Source organism: Sulfurimonas sp. (assembly GCF_019429335.1).
Lineage (GTDB): Bacteria > Campylobacterota > Campylobacteria > Campylobacterales > Sulfurimonadaceae > Sulfurimonas.
Genome location: NZ_JAHYJB010000010.1, coordinates 15,529 through 37,083 on the forward strand (window position 1 = coordinate 15,529; position 21,555 = coordinate 37,083).

Below are 21,555 nucleotides of genomic sequence, written 5' to 3' on the forward strand. Positions count from 1 at the left end.
AAAAAAATGAGTGAAGAAGAAAAAAACAAGAACAATCCGTTGCACGGTGTAAATCTGCAGCATATTTTGGAGACTTTAGTTGAGCGTTACGGGTTTAAAGAGCTGGGGAATAAAATAGACATCAGATGTTTTTTGATAAACCCGACCATAAGTTCATGTTTGAAGTTTCTCAGAAAAACACCCTGGGCAAGAACAAAAGTTGAAGAGCTCTATATCAGAGAGTGCAAAAAAAGTTCGTAAAATAGATTGTAAATCTCGAAAAATTTATTTTTAGTAGCTTTAGGGGGTTGCAAGGGACTTTAGTCCCTGCCATTAAAACGGACAAGTTCGTTTTAATGCGTAACATCAGATAATAAAATGGAGATATTGTGTTCATAAATAACCTAGCCTACGAGGCGAGTGCCGGAAGCGGAAAGACATTTATGCTTGTCGTGCGCTATCTCAGTCTGCTTTTTAAGGGTGCGGAGCCATCAAAGATACTTGCTCTTACATTTACCAACAAAGCCGCAAATGAGATGCAGGAGAGGATAGTTCAAACTTTAGAGGAGCTGGAACTCAGAGGCGAGCTTGATGAGATAGCTAAGGTTACTGAGCTCTCAAGAGAGTATCTGCTTTCTAACCGTAAAAGAGTTTTAGATGAGTTTTTAAATTCGCATACGAAGATAATGACGATTGACAGCTTTTTTACAAAGATTCTTAGAAAGTTCTCACTCTATGCCTCTTTGATGCCAGACTTCTCAACATTCAGCTCACAGCATGAGCTAAAACTTCTCTCGCGATTTTTAAAAGAGGTAAGTGTGGCGGGCAAAAAAGAGACGCTCATTACACTCTCTTTGCAGTCAAACAAAAGGCTTACCGATATATTTGAGCTGTTGGATGAGTTTTATATAAAGTTCCAAGAGTTAAAGCATATCGGCTTTAAAAAGCAAAACACTGTGCAGTTTGAGCAGGAGGCGCTATCCTACATGTCGGAGCTCAAAAAAATCGTAACTTCCTGCAAAGAGGCTTCAGCCTCCGCTATAAATGGTGTTAGCGCAGAGAGTTTTGAGAAGCTTTGTGAAAAGGCGTGGTTGGAGAGGGAGAGCTTTAATTATAGAACGTTTTCAAAGTGTTTTACCCCTGAGATGGATGATCTGCTCTTTAAGATAAAAGAGGCGGTAAAAAATCAAAACCGTGCCAAAGAGCAGAACTTCTTTTTTGCCATCAAAGAGCTTGTGGATATCTATGCAAAGAGCAAAAAAGCGCTCTATATGGATGACAACGAGCTAAGTTTTAGCGATGTAACATATCTTGTATATGAGATTTTAAACCTGCTTGACGACAGCGAGTTTTTGTACTTCAGGCTGGATTCTCAGATAGAGCATATGCTGCTTGACGAATTTCAGGACACCAGTATTTTGCAGTATGAGATACTAAAACCGCTGATAAATGAGATAACCTCCGGAAATGGCATTTTTGACAACGGAAGTTTCTTTTTTGTCGGGGATGTTAAGCAGTCTATTTATAGATTTCGCGGCGGGGTGAGCGCTCTTTTTGATACGGTAAGAGAAGAAAACTCCACGCATGTAGAGAAGCTTTTAACAAACTATCGCTCACAAAAAGAGGTCATAGAGTTTGTAAACAACACCTTTAAAGATAAGATAAAAAACTACACCCCTCAGCTCTCTAGGAGTGAGGCTAACGGCGGCTACGTTGAGGTTATTAAAAACGATGAGCTTCTCCAAGAGATAGTAACTCAGGTTAAGAGGCTTCTTGATACGGGAGCAGATATTAACGAGATAGCCGTTCTCTGTGCAACAAACAGCGACGGCATAGAGGTAGAGGGGGCTCTGCACGTACAAAATATAGAGGTTGTGACAGAGACGACGACAAAGCTTATAAACCAAAATAGTATAAAAGCGCTACTGGAGTATCTGAAGTATCAATACTTCGGGCAAGATTTCTACATGTACAATTTTTTCTCCCTTATTTCACAGGATATACGGCCTATAAAGAGGGTTGATTTTAACAAAATAGAGATATTGGATGTAGTAAAAGAGGCGGTGGAGGAGTTTAAGCTCTTTGGCGCTGATTTTAATATTATCAGATTTTTAAACGCAATAGCAGGGTACAGCGACATCGAAGCTCTGCTTTTTGAGTATGAGAGAATGGATGTGAGCGCGGCGGCTTCCGAGCTTAACGGTGTTAGAGTGCTTACCGTTCACAAATCAAAAGGGCTTGAGTATGAACATGTCATCGTTATGGACAGGCTCAAAAAAGCTCCGCCGTCTCGTGATGCTATTATCTATGAGTATGACGGTATCGCACTCAAAAATATCTACCTCCGCATAAAAGGGAGAGACTCGGTTGACGCGCACTACGCAAAGGCGCTCCTAAAAGAGAAAGCTCTGGTAAGAGAAGACAGCCTAAACGCCCTATATGTTGCATTTACAAGAGCAAGAGAGAATCTTATAATTGTTCTTAAGTCAAAAGACTCAATATTTGATATTTTGGATTTGGCGCCAGAAGTATACGGAAAACTAACATGTAAGACAAACTCTAATAAAATCAGCGATAAAACGGATTTTCATGTTTTTGAGTATAAAGAGCTTTATTATGGAACGCAGAGCGATATTTTGGCGGTTGAAAAAGCCAAAGAAGAGGATATCAAATCCATAAACTTCGGCATTGCAATGCACTACATGTTAGAAATCTTAGGCGAGTTTACAGAGCAACGTGTAAAAAGCGCAAAAGATATGATGATAAACAAATATGGACATGCTCTAGAAGAGGTTGAGATAGAAGATATAGAAAATAGGGTAAAATTGCTTTTACAAAACGGGGAGTTTATCTCTTTGGTTAGCGGTGAGTGCTATAGAGAAAAAGCGCTAAGATACAAAAAAAATCTTAAGTACATCGACCTTTTGGTAAAGGGCGAGAACGCTTGGAGAGTAATTGACTACAAAAGCGCGCTCTCACACTCCGCAGAGCATTTGGCTCAGGTTGGATTTTATGTTAATGCCATAAAAGAGATAACCGGCGATGAGGTCAGCGGATACATCTGTTATCTCCTGAAAGACAGCGTAAAAATTGTCCATATATAAGATTTTAAAAAGTTGAGATTGATTGATAATTAAAAAATATTTCTTTAGTGTTTTTTTGATTTGGGGAAGTACACATACAGATAAACCTTAAAGAAACCAAAAATTAAGTTATTTATAAGTAAAAGAAGATATACTTTCGCCAATTAAACAAGCATTTAAAATGTGATGTTAAGAAAATTACTTGAAAGGTTCAAGAATGAAATTTACAAAAATTGCAACTCCTGAACAAATCAATCAAAAATGGGTTTTGATTGATGCTGAAGGTAAAACTTTTGGTCGTATTATCACTGAAGTTGCAACAATACTTCGCGGTAAAAACAAACCATGTTTTACTCCAAACATTGACTGTGGAGACTATGTTGTAATTGTTAATGCTTCAAAAGCAAAATTCAACGGTCTTGGCAAAATTGCTAACAAAGAGTATTTTTCATACTCTGGCTACTTCGGTAGTGTAAAAAGTACTAAAATGACTGAACTTTTAGAGAAAAATCCTGAGAAGCTTTACAAATTAGCTACTCGCGGTATGCTTCCTAAAACTAAGCTTGGTGCTAAAATGATTAAAAAATTAAAAATTTATGCAGGTGCTGAACATCCTCACTCTGCACAACTTGCTAAGTAAGGATTGACATATGGCAAAAATATACGCAACAGGTCGTCGTAAAGCATCAATAGCAAAAGTGTGGTTAGCTCCAGGAACGGGCAGTATTACTATAAACGGTCTTTCATTAGACGCATGGTTAGGTGGATTGGAAGCTAAAAAGCTTCGTGTTAAACAGCCACTTGCTTTAACAAAACAAGATACATCGGTTGATATCGTAGCTACTACTTTAGGTGGTGGTTTCGGTGGTCAAGCAGACGCTCTTCGCCACGGTATCTCTCGTGCTTTAGTAAAATTTAACCCAGAGTTAAAAGCTATACTAAAACCTGAGGGTATGATGACTCGTGATTCACGTGTTGTTGAACGTAAAAAGCCAGGCAAGCGCAAAGCTCGTCGTTCTCGCCAGTTTTCTAAGCGTTAATCTATTTTTCTTCGGAAAAAGCGTTAATCGCCGCAAGAACTTTTTTTCAGTGCTTTTTGCACTGTTAAAAAAACTCCCCACAACTGCTTCATTAACAATTAGCTACATGTAACTTTGGTATAATCGCTCAAAAAAAGAGTAATTTTGCGCTATATTCTGTTTCTGTTTTTATCATTAAATCTTTTCTCCTCTACGCTTCATTTAGCAACGTCTGCAAATCCTTCAAGATTGAATCCTGTTTTGGCTACTGACTCAAGCTCATCCGAGATTACCGGTTTTCTTTTTAACGGACTTGTGAAGTACGATAAGGATTTATCCACAATCATTGGAGATTTGGCGCAGGAGTTCTATTTTGAGGATGAGAAAACACTTATTTTTAAACTCCATAAAAATGTCAAGTGGCATGACGGGGAGAGTTTCAGCGCAAAGGATGTTGTCTTTACCTACGGGGTTCTTGTCTCTTCAAAAATAAGCTCGCCATACAGTGCTAATTTCAGGTTTGTAAAAAGTGTAGAGGCTGTTGATGAATTTACTCTAAAAGTCATATATAAAGAGCCATACTTTAAAGCTTTAGAGACGTGGATGATGGGGATTTTGCCTGAACATATTTTAAAGAATGAGCAAAATTTGATGAACTCATCTTTTAATACCAATCCAATAGGCACGGGAGCATATAAGCTTCATCAGTTAGAGCACTCAAAAAATATTATACTTAGCGCCTTTGATGACTATTTTGAGGGACGTGCAAAGATTGACACAATCTCTTTTCATGTCATAGCAGACCCCATGACCCGTTTTATGATGCTAAAGTCTGGCGCACTTGATGTTGGAAGCATAGAACCTATGCAGTATGAGCGGCAGTTAAAGAGCGATTTTTTTGAAAAATTTAACATCTATGAAAATATCTCGCAGTCATACACATATCTGGGATTTAATCTGCGTCTTGAGAAGTTTAAAAACCCAAAAATAAGAGAGGCTCTCTCTTTGGCAATAGAGAGAGAAGAGCTTGTTAAAATCCTCTTTTTTGACCATGCAAAAGTATGCACGGGACCATTTTTGCCTGGGACAAAAGCTTTTAATGAGAGCGTCAAGGCACCAAGCCAAAATCTAAAAAGAGCAAAAGAGCTCTTAGCAGAAGCCGGATATGATGCAAAAAATCCTTTTACATTTGAGATTGCAACATCAAACTCAAGCGAAATAAGACCTTACGCCGCTCAGATACTTCAGCATCAGCTAAAAAAAGCCGGCGTTATTGTAACTCTTAGGGTAATGGAGTGGCAGGCGTTTTTAAATATGGTTGTTTTTCCTCATAAGTTTGACACCGTTTTGCTTGGATGGGGACTCTCCCCAACACCCGATCCATACATGTTTTGGCACAGCGACAACGACAAGCAGGGCGGGTTTAATCTGGTAGGTTATCACAACCCTGAGATAAACAGAATGATTGAGGAGTCTCAGAGCATGATAGATAGTGAGAAGCTCTCTGACATTTGGAGAGAGATGTTTAAGATAATAACGGATGAAAACCCATATCTTTTTTTATACATTCCAAACTCAATTGCGACGGTCGGCAAGAATATAAAAAATATTGAGCCAGCTCCTATTGGAATCTGGCACAACTACATATTATGGGAGAAATAGTTTGATAATTTTGTTTGATTTGGATGGAACGCTGATAGACTCTACGGATGCAATTTTAGAGTCGTTTCACCACTCCTTTGATGTGCATAAACATAATCGAAAAAAGGATGAGGATATCAAAGCGCTTATCGGTTATCCGCTTGATATTATGTATGAAAATTTAGGGGTTAATAAAGAGCTTATATCTGATTTTGTAGCAACTTATAAGAAACATTACCGCGACATTTCAACGCAAAAAACAGAGCTTTTAAGAAATGCAAGAGAGGCTGTTTTGCTTGCAAAAGAGTTTGCAACTCTTGGAATTGTTACCACGAAAACAGGGATTTACTCAAGGATATTGATGGAGCATTTCGGACTGATGGAGTATTTTGACGTGCTAATTGGCAGAGAGGACGTAGATAACCCAAAACCACATGAGGAGCCAATACTAAAAGCTCTGAAAAAAATGGACATACAAAATAGAGAGATATGGATGATTGGAGATACTAAATTAGATTTAATTTCTGCAAAAAATGCAAATATAAATTCCATTGCTGTACTTAGCGGATATGATAATTTGGAGACATTAAAAAAGTTTACAAATGTTATATTAAATGATGCGCTTGAAGCAGCAGCGTATCTGCATGATAGGAAAAAACAACACACTTTTCTTAGTTCTTAAAAAAGCGCAAATTATCAAGCTATATTTAAGAGCAACTTGTCTAGAATAAGGTGTTAAATAGGAGTAAGGGTACATCTAAAAACTCTTAATAGATTTTAGAAGTGTCCTTAGTGGTTCTTGTATGTTTAATATTAATTAAAAGGGAGAATTTATGCTAGAGATAAGATGGCATAGTCGTGCTGGACAAGGTGCGGTAACCGGCGCTAAAGGTCTGGCAGATGTTATTTCTACAACCGGTAAGCAGGTGCAAGCATTTGCATTTTACGGCTCTGCAAAGCGTGGAGCTGCCATGACGGCGTATAACCGCGTAGATGATAAAGTAATTATGAATCATGAAAAATATATGGAACCTGATTATGTTTTTGTAATTGACCCTGCGCTTGTTTTTACAAGTGATGTTACGGTTAATCACAAAGAGAATACCAAGTATATTATAACTACCCACATGAGCACTGATGAGCTTGTCAAGGTTCAGCCTAAGTTAGTTGGCAAAGAAATCTATACAGTTGATTGTATCACGATTGCGAACGAGACAATAGGGCGTCCAATCCCAAATACTCCTATGCTTGGCGCATTTATGAAAATTTCCGGAATGTATGACATAGAGTTTTTTAAAGAGAGCATGAAGAGAGTTCTTGGAAAATTACCACAAAAAATTATCGATGCGAATATGTTTGCAATCCAGCGCGCATATGATGAAGTAAAGTAAGGAACGGGTCATGGCAAAAAAAGGATGGGATGAGTTTGAAATCGGAGCTATGCTTCGCACGTTTGACGGAAAGATAGACGATATAGCAGGTACAAGACAAGAGGACCGTGCATATTCACAAAACAGTTCATATACTGCAAGTGTTTCCGATTGGAGGCTTATTAAACCCGTATTTAATAAAGACTACTGTATCGATTGTCAATTTTGCTGGGTATATTGTCCAGATGTTTCAATTATTTCAAGAGATAAAAAGCTTGTTGGTGTAGATATGGACCACTGTAAAGGTTGTGGTATCTGTGTAGAGGTTTGTCCTACAAACCCTAAATCGCTTCTAATGTTCCCAGAACAGGCAGAAGAAGAGACAGTAATTGCAAACTGGCCTAAAAAAGATGAGGAGGAAGCGTAATGGCATTTGATAAAATGGAATTAAAAGATGTGGAAGTATGGGATGGTAATTATGCTGCCGCTCAAGCTCTAAGACAAGCTCAAGTCGATGTTGTTGCAGCTTATCCTATTACACCCTCAACTCCTATTGTTGAAGGTTACGCAAAATTTACTGCTGATGGGTATGTAGAGGGCGAATTTGTTATGGTTGAGTCAGAACATGCAGCTATGAGTGCATGTATCGGTGCTGCTGCCGCAGGCGGACGCGTTGCAACTGCTACATCTTCTCAGGGGTATGCTCTGATGGTAGAGACTCTCTACCAAGCTTCAGGTATGCGTTTGCCGATAGTATTAAACGTTGTAAATCGTGCTTTGGCTGCTCCTCTTAATGTTAACGGAGACCACTCGGATATGTATCTGGGACGTGACAGCGGCTGGATTCAGCTTGACGCATTCTCTCCTCAAGAGGCTTATGATTTAAATCTTATAGCATTTAAAGTTTGTGAAGATCATGAGATAAGACTTCCTTGTATGGTTCATCAAGATGGGTTTATGACTTCTCACACCGCACAAGGCGTAAATACTTTGAGTGACGACGCCGCTTACGGTTTTGTTGGAGAGTACAAGCCGATGAATGACATGCTTGACTTTGAACATCCTGTAACTCACGGTGTTCAAACTGAAGAGGATTGGCATTTTGAGCATAAAGCTCGCCAGCATAATGATTTAATGACAAAAGTTATACCAAAAATTCAAGCTGCTTTTAACGATTTTGAAAAGTTAAGCGGACGTAAGTACAACATAGTAGAGAGGTATGATATGGACGATGCTGATGTATGTGTTGTTTGTATGGGTACCTCTGTTGAAACTGCACGCGAAGTTGCTCTCGAGATGAGAGCCAAAGGCATTAAAGCAGGCGTGGTTGGTTTGCGCGTAATCCGCCCATTCCCATTCTTTGAGATAGCAGAAGCCCTCAGAGGTGTTAAATCAATCGCTGTGCTTGACCGTTCATCTCCAAACGGCGCGGCCGGTATGCTATTTAATGAGATTGCAGGAGCGCTCTATAACGCTGATACAAAGGCTCTTTTATCAGGCTATATATATGGTTTGGGCGGTCGTGACTTAACAAAAAAACATTTAGTAGATTTATTTAATGAGCTTCAGGCAAATGCTGATGCCGGCAAAGTAACTACAAAATTACAGCAGTTTATCGGTGTTCGTGGACCGAAACTGGCATATCTATAAGGGGAAAACCGTGAGCGAAATGAAACAAATTAAAAATTTAAAAGAGTTTTCGACGTCGGCTGACCGTTTTGAGGGTGCTAGTCTTTTATGTCCAGGGTGTGCACACTCGATTATCGTTCGTGAAGTGTTAAATGCAACAAACGATGACTTGATTCTGTCGGCATCAACTGGCTGTTTAGAGGTTTGTACGGCAGTTTATCCATATACTTCATGGGATGCTTCTTGGATTCATATCGGATTTGAAAACGGCTCAACAGCAGTAGCAGGTGCAGAAACTATGTACAAAGTTCTTAAGAAAAAAGGGCGCCTAAAGCAACCTGACCGCAATCCTAAATTCGTATCTTTTGCGGGAGACGGCGCATCTTACGATATAGGTTTTCAGTGGATTTCTGGATGTATGGAGAGAGGGCATAATATGATGCATATTGTTCTTGACAATGAGGTTTATGCAAATACCGGAGGACAGAGATCATCATCTACTCCTATAGGCTCCTCGGCAACTACGTCCCCTCAAGGTCGTGTTAGTTACGGTGAGAAGAGGAATAAAAAAGATATGGTGGCTATTATGGCTGCGCATGGTATTCCATATGCTGCTCAAGTTTCTCCGAACAAGTGGAGAGATATGGTAAAGAAGATTCAGCACGGTTTTGCTGTTGAGGGACCTGTATTTATCAACGCCGTATCTCCATGTACGACGGAGTGGAAGTTCGACCCTAAAGATACTATGCATTTAGCAGATCTAGCAACTGACACACTCGTATTTCCTCTATATGAGATAATTGACGGTCATGAGCTGAATATTACCTACAGACCTAAAAATGTTATCCCTGTTGAGGAGTATTTAGCTGCTCAAGGGCGTTTCAAGCACCTGTTTAAAGATGAGTATAAGTACTTAATCAAAGAGTGGCAGGATCGCGTAGATGAAAAGTGGGCGCACTTGCAACGCCGCGAAGAAGCTAGGATTTAAACTAAAAAGCTTTATCTTCGGCGCGCTTTGCGCCAAACTCAGACACGGTATACTTGATAGTATGGCCTTAGTCTGAGTAAAACACAAATCACACCAAATCTAAAACTTCCGCAAACTATTTTTAAAACTTTTTTCTATATTTATTAAAGCTCTTCATAATTCATGCTTGGCAAACGACTCTGCAACGGAAGGGTCGCAACAAACGAAGTGGTTGCGGGGTGCCCACCGTGAAGCCTTAGTGAGCAAGCTGAGATTATGAAAGAGGCTTATTGAATCATTCTATTAAAACAAATCCGCATGTCCAAAGAAAACATCTTGTTTGCTATTTTTACGCATACTTTCCAAAATCTTTTTAGCTTTTACTTTTGTCTCTTGGTCAAAATAAATGAGCATATTTCTTGAAAAAACAAAGTCAAATTTTCCGATATTTTTAAATGCAGGATCAAAAAGATTCATTAAAATAAAAGTAGCATGTTGTTTTATAGCATCTTTTAAAACATAGTTGCCGCTCTCTTGTATAAAATATCTCTCAATTACTTGTAGTGGCAAATTTCTTACGTTTCTTTCCCTATAAACTGCTATATTTGCCTTGTTTATGGCGTCTGAATTTATATCAATTCCGGTTATGTGGAAGTTGCTTGGCATCACGCCTGCTTCAAGCATGGCTATAACGATGCTGTACGGCTCTTCGCCCGTTGCAGAGGGCGCGCACAAGATTTCAACTCTTCTGTCTTCATTTTTTACAATCTCTACAAGCTCCTCTATCTGTTTAAACTCCCTGTAAAAAAATGTCTCGTTGGTTGTAAGGTAGTCAACTAGGGATTGTTTTAACTTCTTGTCATCTTTTATGGCACTCAAGAGCTCTTTAAAAGAGCTGATGGACATCTGTCTGCAAAATGTAGTAACTTTGCTATTTAAGATTGTTGTCTGTTTGTCAAAAGTAACACCCGTCTCGTTTTTAAAGTATTGCGCGATAGGCAATATATCTCTGTAGTCTTCCATTGCAATCTCTTTTTTTTCGCTTACCTTCTCAGGGCTGCTCTTTTTTAAAAAACTAAACATTAGCTGCAAAACCCCTCTATTTTCTCTCTTATTGTCTCTATATTAGAGATTTCAATATTTGGAATCTCTTTTCTAGCTCTGCTTGGCATTCCATCAACAATAGCGCTCTCTTCATTTTGTGTGATAGTTCTAGCTCCGGCAATTGCTAGTTGCTTGCATCCCTTAACACCGTCATCGCCTATGCCCGTAAGTATAACGGCCAAAATATCTATCTCTTTTGCAAATTGAACAAATGAGCTAAAAACCGAATTGATATCTGGATTGTATTTGTACTCTTTGGAAGATTCGACTTTAAAACTTAGCTCATAACCCTCCCTTTTGATTGTTGCAATCCCATGACAGAAGTATACCGTGCCGGCTTCAATAGTGCTGTTATCCATTGCCATTAGGAGTGGATTTAGACTCTGCTCCTGAAGTCTTTTTACAAAACTTGGGATAAAGTCGACTGACATGTGCTGAGCGACTATTACGGTTGTATCGCTCAGGTGCCCAAGTGATCTAATGATTTTTTCTATTTGTCCAGGACCTCCTGTAGAGGCGCCTATTAGGACAATTTTATTAAGTGCGGAATGTTTCAAGTTTAGCGTGTAGATCGTCAGTCATAGAGTTTAGATGTTCTGCCGCCGCTGCAATCTCTTCAACGTTTCTTGCATTTTTAGAAGATATCTCGTTTATCTGAGTAACCTGAGAGACGATAAACTCAACATCTCTTCCCGTCTTCTCAAAGTCGTTTACGGTTTTGTCGCTTGCTCTTACTGCATCTTTTACTATAGATACACTCTCATTGATTTTAATCTCAACATCAGTTGCATTTTCTGAGAGCTTTTGAATATCTTCTGAGTTGCTGCTCATTTGAGAGCTTACCTCTACAATAGACTGAACAATAACATTGATAGTAGCATTTATCTCAGTCAGACTTCTTTGAGTACGTTCTGCAAGTTTTCTTACTTCATCCGCAACAACTGCAAATCCTCTTCCATGCTCACCGGCACGCGCAGCTTCAATAGCGGCATTAAGTGCAAGAAGGTTTGTCTGGTCCGCAATGTCTGAGATAATCTCTAAAACATTTTTAACCTCGTTTGCTTCATGAGAGAGTGTCTCCATTCTTTGTGAGAGTTCAATCTCAAGCTGAGCGGAACTCTGTACCTTATTTGTAAGATTTACTATCTCTGTGCGTGCAAGATTAAGATTGTCGTTTGCTTTGATAATCTCTTTTTTACTCTCCTGTGCGTCACTGATTGCCTGAGCTATCTCATTTTTTATGCCGTTTGCTTTTTTAGTCGCTTCATCAATAACAAGAACCGATTTTTCAACATTCTCTCCAACTCCCATGGCTGTTGTTGAGAGCTCATGTGAGATAGAAGCGTTTTCGCTTGAAGATTGCTTGGAGACATCTATCAAATCTTTTAGGGTAGTTATAAGCGAGTTGAAACTTGCTGCCATTAGTGAAAGTTCAAGAGGTGAATCTTCATCTGATTTTAGAGTCAAATCACGATTTGCACTGATGTTAAGCAGTGTCTCTTTAAATCTGTCCACCGGTCTTGAGATGGAATTTTTTATAAAGTAGAGAGCAAATACAACAATGAAAATTATAAGAATTGCAACGGAAGCCACTTCTGCTATTATCTCATTTTTTGCAGTGTGAATTTTTTGATTATTTGAAGCAAGCACATATTTAAAAAGTTCAAGCTCGATATCTCTAAGCAGCTCGATAGAGGCGGTAGAATATTTAAACCACATTTCCGGCTCAACCCCGAAGTCTCCTTCCATCCCTTTGTACATGGCAACTTCCATTAAATCCATAGTGTCCTCTACTATCGCGCCTTTAAATGTCTCTTCGTGAAAATTTCTTATATGATCGGGCGCAAGTGTCGTAAATTTTCGCAGGTTGACTCTGTATGCACCTATATTGCCGCCAAATGTGAAGTAGGTGTTTCCCAAAAACTTGTTCTTTGTAAAGGCACCGTTTAGGTTTGCCCTGATTTGTCCAAGCTGCTCTTTTGCTGAAGTTAGATGTGTGTATGCTTGAATAGTGTTTCTGTCATCCATAACATCCATGTGAGACGGTATAGTAGTTGCAGTGTCGATTATAGCAACAATGCTTTTTGAAAAGTATGCTCCTATCTCGGGAGCGCTTAGAGTTAGCGCATCAATAGAGCTTCTCTTTTGGTTCAGATCGCTTATATTCTCTAAAACAGAGCTGTCTCCACCCGTTTTTTTAAACACCTCTTTAATCTCTGCAATCGCGCTGTTAACCTTCTCTCTTATAGGAGGAATTGCATCTCTGTTATTTTTGCCTCCGCTTGCCGCATACCCTACGCTCAGCCCCCTCTCTATCTGCATGTAGTGTATAGCTTTTGCTAAAGACTCAACCTCTAAGATTCTCTCTTGTGTTGTTTCAAGGGAACTCTTTTGGTCAAATGTCTTGGTTAGTATTATCATTGAGAGTATACAGACTGCCACCAATGGAATTGTCGTTAAAAAGAGCAGCCTAGCTTTTATGCTTATTTTGTTCATTACTTTCCCCTTTGTTAATATAAAAACGGATGTTAACACGGTGGATTTGTGTTTTCGTTGACACATAACAATTTATGATAATTTGTCGCATGAAATTGCCTGCCTGTTACCTTTAGTAAAATAAAAGATGTTAGAATGGCAACAATTTTTAAAAAGAGGAATTATACATGCCACTATTAGACAGTTTTAAAGTTGACCACACGATTATGCCGGCCCCTGCAGTTCGTCGCGCAAAAGGTATGAAGACGCCAAAGGGTGATGATATTACGGTATTTGATTTGCGTTTTGTTCAGCCTAACAAAGAGATTTTGTCATCTGAGGGGATTCACACATTAGAGCACCTTTTCGCAGGATTTATGAGAGATCACTTGAATTCTAAAGATGTAGAGATTATCGACATCTCTCCGATGGGTTGTAGAACAGGTTTTTACATGAGTCTAATAGGCACGCCCGATGAGAGAAGTGTTGCAGATGCGTGGAGAGCTTCTATGGAGGATATTCTCGGAGTTAAAGAGCAAAAAGATATTCCTGAGCTTAATGTTTATCAGTGTGGAACATATAAAATGCACTCGCTTAGTGATGCAAAAGAGATATCAAAAACAGTTTTAGAGCGCGGAATAGGCGTAATGGATAACGATGCCTTAGCACTTGATGAGTCAATACTGGAAAAGTAACATGTACATTTTGATTCCGATGGATAGCGATGACGCAGAGGAAGCGTCACTCGTTAAGATAAACGATGTAAAAGTATGGGCGCAGTTGCTTATAGAAGAGGGCAAAGTTATAGAGATAAACCATAATGTAGACAAGGATGCGTTTGAAAACTACTCTCAGGCAGCAATAGTGATTGATGACAACGAATATGTATGGCCTTTTATTGAGCAGAGCATGATGGTTCTGGTTGCGCATACTCAAAGAAGTATAGAGGATATCGTAGAGGCGTATCTCTTTAAAGAGCTTCACGATTTGGCATATTGATAAAACTTAGAAAACTTTTCAACCCGCTCCCAGGCAACCACTATCTGCATGTAACAACCGAAGTGGATGAGATATCGTTCTTGCTTGATGAGATGATGCAGGCAGTCGGAGGTAAGTTCAACCTCGCGATATACTCTAAAAATATTCTACATGTAGAAAAACCAACAAACGCGAACATACAGCATATCCAAGACTTTAATCACCCTTTTCGCGCACTTCCAAGAGAGCATGATATAGTCGTAATCAAAGATACGCTCCATGCTCACCAAAACCCCAAAATGATTTTAAAGCTCGCATACACTACGCTTGCAAATAGCGCAAATATAGTAATCATTGAGAAAAAAGGTGTTGTGGATATTGAGGCGCTAAAAGCCATGTTAGAAGAGCATGAATTCCGTGCCCCAAATGAGATAGATATCATAGACGGGTATGATTTGGTTGTGGCAAAAAAGATGCATATGTGGGGCGCGGGACTTTAGTGTTTAACGACTCCCTCCACTCAATGGTTTTAAGCGAAGACGGAAGTTATACCGCCTACTCAAAAGAGTATGGCGAGCACTACCACTCAACAAGAGACGGCGCGCTTTTTGAATCGCTTGTCAAACATGTGGAGCCTGCATTTGCCCTAAAAGCGCATCAGAGTGAGATAACTGTTTTAGATATCTGTTTCGGTCTTGGTTTTAACACTTTGGCAACGATTTACTATCATAAAAAAAATGCCCTTGCTTCAAAGCTGAATATCTTCTCTCCGGAACTTGACTCATCTTTGGTTAAATCGTTGAAAAATTTCACTTATCCAAAAGAGTTTGACGAGTTTAGGCATATTATCATGAGTCTCTCAGAAGAGGGAATTTACAGTGATGAAAATCTACATGTAGAGATATTTTTGGGAGATGCAAGAGAGTACGTGAGAGGGTTTGCGCCAAAAAAGTTTGACATAGTATATCAAGATGCTTTCTCGCCCTCTTCAAATCCTTTGTTATGGACAAAAGAGTACTTTGGCGAGATGAAAAACGTTATAAAAGAGGATGGGGTTTTGACGAGCTACTCAATAGCGCTTGCCACGAGATTAGCACTTTATGAGAACGGTTTTAACATCTACATAAACAGCGGAGAGGGCTTTAGAGATGCCACCGTAGCATCTTTAGGAGAGCTTGATAAATTTCTACATGTAGATATGAAACACAAGATATTATGCAACCCAGATGCAAGAGCGCTCAGGGATTAGCTCTTAAACTTGTCAAACTCTTAGTATCTTGCAGATATAGAGTCTATCTCGTCCCAAGAGAGGCTCTTTTTTTTGTGCGAGATGATATGGGAGACATATCTCGCAAACATATCGGTTTCAATATTGACATGTGAGCCTTTTTTATAGTTTTTAAAAAGTGTCTCTTTCATGGTGTGCGGGATTATTGTAAGTCTGAAACTATCATCAAATACATCATTAACAGTCAAGCTCACACCATCAACCGTAATGGAGCCTTTTGGTATGATAAATGGGATAAATTTTTTCTCGACTTTTATAAAAACATCAAAAGAGTTACCGCTGTTTTTTATCTCTTTTATTTCGCCTATTGCATCTACATGTCCTTGAACAATGTGTCCCTCAAATCTGTCTCCCATCATCATGGCAGGCTCGATGTGAACTTCGCCCCTAAAGTTATCCATCGCCAAAACTCTTTGGCTCTCGGGAGAGAGTTCGACGCTAAAGCCGTCATGCTCTACTTTTATGACCGTAAGACAGGCACCGTTTATTGCAATAGAGTCGCCAAGCTTTGCTTTGTGTTTTGCTCGGATGCTCAGTGTGCTTCCTGCTAGACTTTTAACATGTCCGATTTCTCTTATTAATCCTGTGAACAACTCATCTCCTTCTCTACCATTTTATGGCAAGCTTTAGTGCCTTAGCGGCTAGCGTAGCCAAGCGGGACTTGTTCCGATTGGCGTAAAATAATTAAAAAACAATCTTACCTTCTTCTTGAAGACCTTTTATAATCTCTTTTGCTTTGGCATGCCCTTTGTAGGCTGCTTTTCTGCACAACTCAAGAGCTTTGTCGTGGTTCTGTTCGCACCCAACTCCTTGGTCATAGAGCATCCCGAGGTTGTAAAGTCCCTCGGCAAGCCCGCCCTCGGCTGCTTTAGAAAAACAGATAAAACATCTAGCCTCGTCCACGCTCACGCCGTGACCATCTTTGTAAAGAACGCCTAGATTGTTAAAAGATTCAAGATGCCCGCGCTTTGCACCCTCTTCATACCAAAATGCTGCCTCTGAGTAGTTTTGCAGACAGCCTAAACCGCGCTCAAGCATAAGAGCTGCTTCGTACATTGCGGGCGGAACTTCTCTAACAGCGGCTTCCATAAAAAGTTCGTGCGCCTTAAATTGGTCGTGAGCCGCACCGTTAAGCCCGTTCATATATAAAATTGCTAGATTAAAGAGTGCGTATGGCTGTTTAAGCTCTGCTGCCCTCTCATAAAGTTTCAGCGCTTTTGCCTCGTTTTTCTCGCATCCTTGTCCATTTTGATACATAAAACCAAGGGAGGTCATTGCATCTGCATCACCCTCAGAAGCCAACTTGGAATATAGTTCAAGTGCAGTTTTAAAATCTTTGCTGTTGTATGCCTCGTGCGCTTTTTTTATCATTTGCTTAAACCGTATTAAAATATATTATGCAAATGATACTCAAAAATGATAAAATTCGGCTAAAGAAAATAATGGAAAATATATGAAATATGATGTAATAGTAGTCGGCGGCGGACATGCCGGAGTTGAAGCCTCACTCTCGTGTGCCAGAATGGGAGCTAAAACCCTCCTTATATCTATGCTTGCCGAAAATGTCGGAGCAACCAGCTGTAATCCTGCAATAGGCGGTTTGGCAAAAGGGCATCTTGTTCGCGAGATAGACGCTCTCGGCGGAGAGATGGCTCTTATAACGGATGAAGCAGGGATTCAGTTTCGCATACTAAACGAGACAAAAGGTCCTGCCGTGCGCGGAAGCCGTGCGCAGATAGATATGGACAGATACCGCGTTATTGCCAGAAACAAAGTTCTAACTACTCCAAACCTTGATTTGGTTCAAGAGATGGCAGAGTCGATTATTGTTGAAGATGGCGAGGTGAAAGGTGTAAAAACCAACCTCCTGAATGAGTACAAAGCTAAAAAAGTTGTCATTACAAGTGGTACGTTTTTGCGAGGCGTTATGCATGTGGGAGAGATAAAGCAAGTCGGCGGAAGATTCGGCGAACAGAGTAGCGAGGGGCTTAGCCACTCACTCAGAGAGTGTGGCTTAGAGATGGGCAGGCTAAAGACAGGAACATGTGCAAGGATAGACGCCTCTTCTGTTGATATTTCCGTCATGGAGATACAAAACGGCGATAAGACTCCAAGCCCTTTTAGCTTTAGAACAGCGCGTAAAGAGTTTGGAGAAACTAAAAAACAGATTCCATGTTTTATAGCATACACAAACCAAAATACTCACGATATTATAGAGAGCAACTTCTACCGTGCGCCGCTTTTTACGGGACAAATCGAGGGAACGGGACCGAGATACTGCCCAAGCATAGAGGATAAGATAAACCGTTTTCGCGACAAAGATAGACATCATCTTTTTTTAGAGCCGCAAACCATGGAGGCAACAGAGTACTACATAAACGGCATGAGTACATCGCTGCCGCCTGACGTTCAGCAGGATATGATTCACTCTGTAAAAGGGATGGAAAACGCGAAAATAGTCCGTTACGGATATGCTATTGAGTATGATTTTGTGGACCCAAGAGAGCTGAAACACTCGCTTGAGACTAAAAAAATCAAAGGTCTTTACCTTGCAGGACAGATTAACGGAACAACCGGCTATGAAGAGGCAGCAGCGCAAGGGCTTATGGCAGGCATAAACGCAACACTCAGTTTTCAAAACAGAGAGCCGTTGGTTCTTCGCCGTGATGAGGCTTACATCGGTGTTTTGATAGATGATTTGGTTACAAAAGGGACTAAAGAGCCATACCGTATGTTTACTTCACGTGCAGAGTACAGACTTCTTCTGCGTGAAGAGTCGGCCGACACTAGACTTAGCCGTTACGGACATGAAATAGGGCTTATTAGCGATGAGTTGTATGAGCGTGTAAAACTAAAAGATGAGCAGATTCAAGAGGGGGCTAGGCTTTTAAACGAGACTATTTTTACCCCAAACAAAGAGTTTATAGCATTTTTAGAGTCTATCGGCGAAGATAAAATAAGCGACACTATAACCGCTCAACAACTTGTTGCAAGAAAAAGCTTTGACGCGGAGAAGATGGTAAAAATTGTTCCCCAATTGGCCAAATATGACCCTTATATACTTGAAGAGATTTTGGTAGAGGGGAAATACGCACGCTATGTTTTAAAACAGAGCGAAGAGATACAGAAGATGAAAAAGTATCTTAAAATCGAGATACCTGAGAGTTTTGACTTTAGAAAAGTAAGCGGTCTAAGCAGAGAGATAGTTGAAAAACTGGAGAGCTTTAATCCCCCTACGCTCCAAGCAGCTTCGCAGATTTCAGGTATAACACCTGCCGCGATAGAGATTTTGCATATATATATAAAAATAGACCAGAGAAAAAGATAAATTTTAAGGCGCCTTATGAAAACATACTATTACGTACACACCGGACACCGTGTCGGACTTGACAGATTTCGACGCGCATGTACGATAATCCGCGCTCTGGGAGATGTTGACATCACGCTTCTTTGTTCAGATTTTCGTATCGCAAACGAGGCAAAAAACTTCGGAGTCGAGAAGGCTGTCGGCATAGACGTAGTTAGAAATATCCCAAAAATCGCAAATCATGGTGATAAGCTTATCTTTGATTCGGATGAGGCAAATCCGATAATGCTTGATGACATGAGAAATTTTTTCTCAACTTTTATACGTGTAAGCGATGACAAAAATGACTCCAAAGCTGAGGGCGAGTTTCTAATCTCACCCTATCTTAGCGGTGAGGGCATATGCAACGCCGTTGCAGTGGATGATAAATACTTTGTCAAAGAGGAAAAAACAATCAAGCTTGCATACTTTTTCGGCGATGATGATTATGAAAAAGATTTGGAGAAAAATTTAGGTTTTGTTGAAGAGTTGAACCCTGACTTACTGCTTGGCTTTTACTATTTTTTAGATTACGAAGATTTCTTAAGAAATAAGTTTGAAAATCATCATGAGTTTGAAGAGTATGATGAGGTGATAAAAAAATCTCAAATTCTTATAACAGCATCGCCTCAAACAGTTTTTGAAAATCTTGCATCAGGCGGAAAGCCTATATATCTGCAAAGAGATGGCTGTAGAGAGGATTTTTTAGAGCTTTTTGAGAGCTTGAAAGTACCTGTTATTAAAAATTATGAGAAAGAGTGTCTCGTCGGTATTATAAGTTTAATAAATAATAGAAACTATTCCGAAATGGAACACTCTGTCAAAAAAATAGCAAATTTCATAAAAGAAAACTTAACTTTATGATAGCTTAAATATTTTTTAGTATATAATCAACCTTTAATTTTATAAGAAAGAGAGCAAACATGCATAACAGTAGCCGTAGAGGTTTTATGGGCAAAGCATTTGGTGCCGTAGCAGGTGTCGGTGTGGTTGGGTCATTAGTTGCAATGAAGAAGACTTGGGACCCGCTTCCTAGTGTTAAAGCTGCGGGTTTTACTACTCTAGATATGACAATATATCCAGAGGGTGAGCTAATAACAGAAAAGTGGAGAGGAAAGCCGATTTTTGTTTTGAAAAAAACTGCGGCAATGATAGCAAAGCAGACTGAGAGTCAAAAAGCAAGAGATGTTGTCGTTGGGGATTCTCACTTTATGCTTGCTATCGGTTTATGTACTCATCTAGGATGTATCCCAAGCTATAACGCTGCTGAAGAGTCATTTCTTTGTGCATGTCACGGCGGTATGTTCAACTGGGCTGGCGAAGTAACAAAAGTTCCGCCTCCACGCGCATTTGACATTCCTCCGTTTAAAATTGAGGGTACTAAACTCGTTCTTGGCGAAGCAGGTCCAGAATACACAGCTATGAAAGATAGCGGCATAACGCTTTAAGGAGGGGAAAATATGGCACATTTTACAAAAGCAACAAGTGTTAAAGATTGGTTAAACCAACGTTTAGCAGTTGAAAAAGTTGAAAAAGTTATGGCATCTGAGTATTGGATTCCGAAAAACATTAACTTCTTGTGGGCGATGGGTATGATTCTTGCAATCACATTCGCACTGCTATTAGTTTCAGGAATCTTCTTGTTGATGTATTATCAACCGGATGTTAAGGACGCATTTTACAGCGTAAACTACACTATTATGAGAGACGTTGATTTTGGATGGTTATGGAGAAATATTCACGGTGTAGCTGCATCTGTTGTTTTCTTGATTATCTATATTCACATGTTTACGGGTATCTACTACGGTTCTTACAAAAAGGGTCGTGAGATGATTTGGATATCGGGCATGCTTCTGTTTGTTACGTTTTCTGCTGAAGCGTTTAGCGGATATATGCTTCCATGGGGGCAAATGAGCTACTGGGCTGGTATGGTTATTACAAATATCTTCAGTCTTGGCGGATTGCATTTTGATGGTTTAGTTGAGTGGATTAGAGGGGATTATGTTCCTGCGCAGGCATTCTTGACTCGTTTCTTTATGCTACATATACTCTTGCTGCCGTTAGCAATTTTAGGACTAATCGGGCTTCACTTTGCGGCTCTTCGTATTCCTCATGTTAACAACCAAGACGGTGAAGAGATTGATTTTGAAGCAGAGAGCAAAAAATATTTAGCTGGCGACAAAGTAGGCTCAAAAGTTATGCGTTTCGGTAACGACTTTTTGTCTAAAGATTTAATGGTAGTAGGTATCTATTTGGTATTCTTCTTCTATCTTGTATTCTTTAACTACGGTTTTGCGCTTGACCCTGTAAACTTTGACCCTGCGGATGGACTTAAAACTCCTGCACACATCTACCCTGAGTGGTATTTCTTGTGGTCTTATGAGATTCTTCGTCCGTTCTCTGTTAATATCGGTCTAATGGCATTCGGTTTTGCACAGGTTATCTTTATGCTGCTGCCATGGCTAGACAGAAGCCCAAATGCTGTTCCTGCATCTCGCCGCGGAGCATTTAAATTTTGGTACTGGTTGCTTTTGATTGATATGATTGTCCTTACTGCTATGGGTAAACTGCCTCCAGAGGGTGTATTTAGCACAATCGGTCTAGTTGCTGCACTTGGATTTATAATCTTGTGGATAGCACTTCCGTTTATAACTATGAACGAAAAAAAAGTATAAG

General features: G+C 39.8%; 23 protein-coding genes. 18 read left to right on the forward strand and 5 right to left on the reverse strand.

Features of this window, described 5'->3' with window-relative positions:
• Positions 1–6: 6 nt before the first annotated feature.
• The 10 genes from K0A91_RS05430 (at position 7) to K0A91_RS05475 (ending at position 9,709) form a co-directional block, all read left to right on the forward strand.
• Entirely contained in the window at positions 7–240 is a 234-nt protein-coding gene (locus K0A91_RS05430; protein ID WP_295008766.1) for a VF530 family protein, read from the forward strand.
• Positions 241–368: 128 nt separating this feature from the next.
• A complete protein-coding gene (locus K0A91_RS05435) occupies positions 369–3,083 on the forward strand; it encodes a RecB-like helicase (protein ID WP_295008767.1) in 2,715 nt (904 codons plus the stop codon).
• A gap of 196 nt (positions 3,084–3,279) precedes the next feature.
• Positions 3,280–3,702 carry a 50S ribosomal protein L13 gene (gene rplM, locus K0A91_RS05440; protein ID WP_295008770.1) on the forward strand — a complete coding sequence of 141 codons (423 nt, stop codon included), beginning with the start codon at positions 3,280–3,282 and terminating at the stop codon, positions 3,700–3,702.
• 10 nt (positions 3,703–3,712) lie between these two features.
• On the forward strand, positions 3,713–4,102 hold the full coding sequence (rpsI, locus tag K0A91_RS05445; RefSeq protein WP_295008771.1) for a 30S ribosomal protein S9: 390 nt from the start codon (positions 3,713–3,715) through the stop codon (positions 4,100–4,102).
• A gap of 144 nt (positions 4,103–4,246) precedes the next feature.
• On the forward strand, positions 4,247–5,743 hold the full coding sequence (locus K0A91_RS05450; protein ID WP_295008772.1) for a peptide-binding protein: 1,497 nt from the start codon (positions 4,247–4,249) through the stop codon (positions 5,741–5,743).
• A 1-nt stretch (position 5,744) separates the two neighbouring features.
• Entirely contained in the window at positions 5,745–6,404 is a 660-nt protein-coding gene (locus tag K0A91_RS05455; RefSeq protein WP_295008773.1) for an HAD family hydrolase, read from the forward strand.
• A 151-nt stretch (positions 6,405–6,555) separates the two neighbouring features.
• The gene (locus tag K0A91_RS05460; RefSeq protein ID WP_295008774.1) at positions 6,556–7,113 is read left to right on the forward strand and encodes a pyruvate flavodoxin oxidoreductase subunit gamma; all 558 of its coding nucleotides are present in this window, start codon (positions 6,556–6,558) and stop codon (positions 7,111–7,113) included.
• A 10-nt stretch (positions 7,114–7,123) separates the two neighbouring features.
• A complete protein-coding gene (locus K0A91_RS05465; protein ID WP_295008776.1) occupies positions 7,124–7,519 on the forward strand; it encodes a 4Fe-4S dicluster-binding protein in 396 nt (131 codons plus the stop codon).
• A complete protein-coding gene (locus tag K0A91_RS05470; RefSeq protein ID WP_295008778.1) occupies positions 7,519–8,742 on the forward strand; it encodes a 2-oxoacid:ferredoxin oxidoreductase subunit alpha in 1,224 nt (407 codons plus the stop codon). Before K0A91_RS05465 ends, K0A91_RS05470 begins: the two co-directional genes overlap by 1 nt.
• A 10-nt stretch (positions 8,743–8,752) precedes the next feature.
• Positions 8,753–9,709, forward strand: coding sequence for a thiamine pyrophosphate-dependent enzyme (locus K0A91_RS05475; RefSeq protein ID WP_295008779.1), 957 nt, complete (start codon positions 8,753–8,755; stop codon positions 9,707–9,709).
• Between the two features lie 282 nt (positions 9,710–9,991).
• Here the strand turns inward: K0A91_RS05475 and K0A91_RS05480 are convergent, their stop codons facing one another.
• Genes K0A91_RS05480 through K0A91_RS05490 form a run of 3 tightly spaced genes read right to left on the reverse strand, consistent with a single transcriptional unit; the run spans position 9,992 to position 13,288 of the window.
• Entirely contained in the window at positions 9,992–10,771 is a 780-nt protein-coding gene (locus K0A91_RS05480; RefSeq protein WP_295008781.1) for a CheR family methyltransferase, read from the reverse strand.
• The gene (locus K0A91_RS05485; RefSeq protein WP_295008782.1) at positions 10,771–11,349 is read right to left on the reverse strand and encodes a CheB methylesterase domain-containing protein; all 579 of its coding nucleotides are present in this window, start codon (positions 11,347–11,349) and stop codon (positions 10,771–10,773) included. Before K0A91_RS05485 ends, K0A91_RS05480 begins: the two co-directional genes overlap by 1 nt.
• The gene (locus tag K0A91_RS05490; protein WP_295008784.1) at positions 11,330–13,288 is read right to left on the reverse strand and encodes a methyl-accepting chemotaxis protein; all 1,959 of its coding nucleotides are present in this window, start codon (positions 13,286–13,288) and stop codon (positions 11,330–11,332) included. The genes K0A91_RS05485 and K0A91_RS05490 overlap by 20 nt, the downstream gene beginning before the upstream one ends.
• Before the next feature lie 167 nt (positions 13,289–13,455).
• Between K0A91_RS05490 and luxS the strand changes: the two genes are divergently transcribed.
• Genes luxS through K0A91_RS05510 form a run of 4 tightly spaced genes read left to right on the forward strand, consistent with a single transcriptional unit; the run spans position 13,456 to position 15,494 of the window.
• On the forward strand, positions 13,456–13,962 hold the full coding sequence (luxS, locus tag K0A91_RS05495; RefSeq protein WP_295008785.1) for an S-ribosylhomocysteine lyase: 507 nt from the start codon (positions 13,456–13,458) through the stop codon (positions 13,960–13,962).
• A 1-nt stretch (position 13,963) separates the two neighbouring features.
• On the forward strand, positions 13,964–14,266 hold the full coding sequence (locus K0A91_RS05500; protein ID WP_295008787.1) for a hypothetical protein: 303 nt from the start codon (positions 13,964–13,966) through the stop codon (positions 14,264–14,266).
• Positions 14,263–14,745, forward strand: a complete 483-nt coding sequence (locus K0A91_RS05505; protein ID WP_295008788.1) for a hypothetical protein — start codon at positions 14,263–14,265, stop codon at positions 14,743–14,745. Before K0A91_RS05500 ends, K0A91_RS05505 begins: the two co-directional genes overlap by 4 nt.
• Positions 14,727–15,494 carry an MnmC family methyltransferase gene (locus K0A91_RS05510; protein ID WP_366511624.1) on the forward strand — a complete coding sequence of 256 codons (768 nt, stop codon included), beginning with the start codon at positions 14,727–14,729 and terminating at the stop codon, positions 15,492–15,494. The genes K0A91_RS05505 and K0A91_RS05510 overlap by 19 nt, the downstream gene beginning before the upstream one ends.
• A 20-nt stretch (positions 15,495–15,514) precedes the next feature.
• On the opposite strand, the gene K0A91_RS05515 is transcribed toward K0A91_RS05510, so the two are convergent.
• Positions 15,515–16,126, reverse strand: a complete 612-nt coding sequence (locus tag K0A91_RS05515) for a riboflavin synthase (RefSeq protein WP_295008790.1) — start codon at positions 16,124–16,126, stop codon at positions 15,515–15,517.
• Positions 16,127–16,217: 91 nt separating this feature from the next.
• Positions 16,218–16,904, reverse strand: a complete 687-nt coding sequence (locus K0A91_RS05520) for a tetratricopeptide repeat protein (RefSeq protein WP_295008792.1) — start codon at positions 16,902–16,904, stop codon at positions 16,218–16,220.
• An 82-nt stretch (positions 16,905–16,986) separates the two neighbouring features.
• Between K0A91_RS05520 and mnmG the strand changes: the two genes are divergently transcribed.
• From mnmG to K0A91_RS05540, 4 genes are read left to right on the forward strand one after another with little or no spacing between them, the layout of a single operon-like run.
• A complete protein-coding gene (gene mnmG, locus K0A91_RS05525; protein WP_295008794.1) occupies positions 16,987–18,861 on the forward strand; it encodes a tRNA uridine-5-carboxymethylaminomethyl(34) synthesis enzyme MnmG in 1,875 nt (624 codons plus the stop codon).
• A gap of 15 nt (positions 18,862–18,876) precedes the next feature.
• Positions 18,877–19,743, forward strand: a complete 867-nt coding sequence (locus tag K0A91_RS05530) for a hypothetical protein (protein WP_295008796.1) — start codon at positions 18,877–18,879, stop codon at positions 19,741–19,743.
• 59 nt (positions 19,744–19,802) lie between these two features.
• Positions 19,803–20,327 (forward strand): ubiquinol-cytochrome c reductase iron-sulfur subunit, encoded by a 525-nt coding sequence (gene petA, locus K0A91_RS05535; RefSeq protein WP_295008798.1) that lies wholly within the window; start codon positions 19,803–19,805, stop codon positions 20,325–20,327.
• 12 nt (positions 20,328–20,339) lie between these two features.
• The gene (locus tag K0A91_RS05540) at positions 20,340–21,554 is read left to right on the forward strand and encodes a cytochrome bc complex cytochrome b subunit (RefSeq protein WP_295008800.1); all 1,215 of its coding nucleotides are present in this window, start codon (positions 20,340–20,342) and stop codon (positions 21,552–21,554) included.
• Position 21,555: the final 1 nt, after the last annotated feature.

What these genes read in the sequence shown, in the direction of transcription:
- petA (WP_295008798.1), top strand. Translation starts at nt 19,803, where the DNA reads ATGCATAACAGTAGCCGTAGAGGTTTTATGGGCAAAGCATTTGGTGCC.
- rplM (WP_295008770.1), top strand. Translation starts at nt 3,280, where the DNA reads ATGAAATTTACAAAAATTGCAACTCCTGAACAAATCAATCAAAAATGG.
- K0A91_RS05465 (WP_295008776.1), top strand. Translation starts at nt 7,124, where the DNA reads ATGGCAAAAAAAGGATGGGATGAGTTTGAAATCGGAGCTATGCTTCGC.
- K0A91_RS05460 (WP_295008774.1), top strand. Translation starts at nt 6,556, where the DNA reads ATGCTAGAGATAAGATGGCATAGTCGTGCTGGACAAGGTGCGGTAACC.
- K0A91_RS05540 (WP_295008800.1), top strand. Translation starts at nt 20,340, where the DNA reads ATGGCACATTTTACAAAAGCAACAAGTGTTAAAGATTGGTTAAACCAA.
- K0A91_RS05470 (WP_295008778.1), top strand. Translation starts at nt 7,519, where the DNA reads ATGGCATTTGATAAAATGGAATTAAAAGATGTGGAAGTATGGGATGGT.
- mnmG (WP_295008794.1), top strand. Translation starts at nt 16,987, where the DNA reads ATGAAATATGATGTAATAGTAGTCGGCGGCGGACATGCCGGAGTTGAA.
- K0A91_RS05480 (WP_295008781.1), bottom strand. Translation starts at nt 10,771, where the DNA reads ATGTTTAGTTTTTTAAAAAAGAGCAGCCCTGAGAAGGTAAGCGAAAAA.
- K0A91_RS05530 (WP_295008796.1), top strand. Translation starts at nt 18,877, where the DNA reads ATGAAAACATACTATTACGTACACACCGGACACCGTGTCGGACTTGAC.
- rpsI (WP_295008771.1), top strand. Translation starts at nt 3,713, where the DNA reads ATGGCAAAAATATACGCAACAGGTCGTCGTAAAGCATCAATAGCAAAA.
- K0A91_RS05520 (WP_295008792.1), bottom strand. Translation starts at nt 16,904, where the DNA reads ATGATAAAAAAAGCGCACGAGGCATACAACAGCAAAGATTTTAAAACT.
- K0A91_RS05500 (WP_295008787.1), top strand. Translation starts at nt 13,964, where the DNA reads ATGTACATTTTGATTCCGATGGATAGCGATGACGCAGAGGAAGCGTCA.
- K0A91_RS05490 (WP_295008784.1), bottom strand. Translation starts at nt 13,288, where the DNA reads ATGAACAAAATAAGCATAAAAGCTAGGCTGCTCTTTTTAACGACAATT.
- K0A91_RS05430 (WP_295008766.1), top strand. Translation starts at nt 7, where the DNA reads ATGAGTGAAGAAGAAAAAAACAAGAACAATCCGTTGCACGGTGTAAAT.
- luxS (WP_295008785.1), top strand. Translation starts at nt 13,456, where the DNA reads ATGCCACTATTAGACAGTTTTAAAGTTGACCACACGATTATGCCGGCC.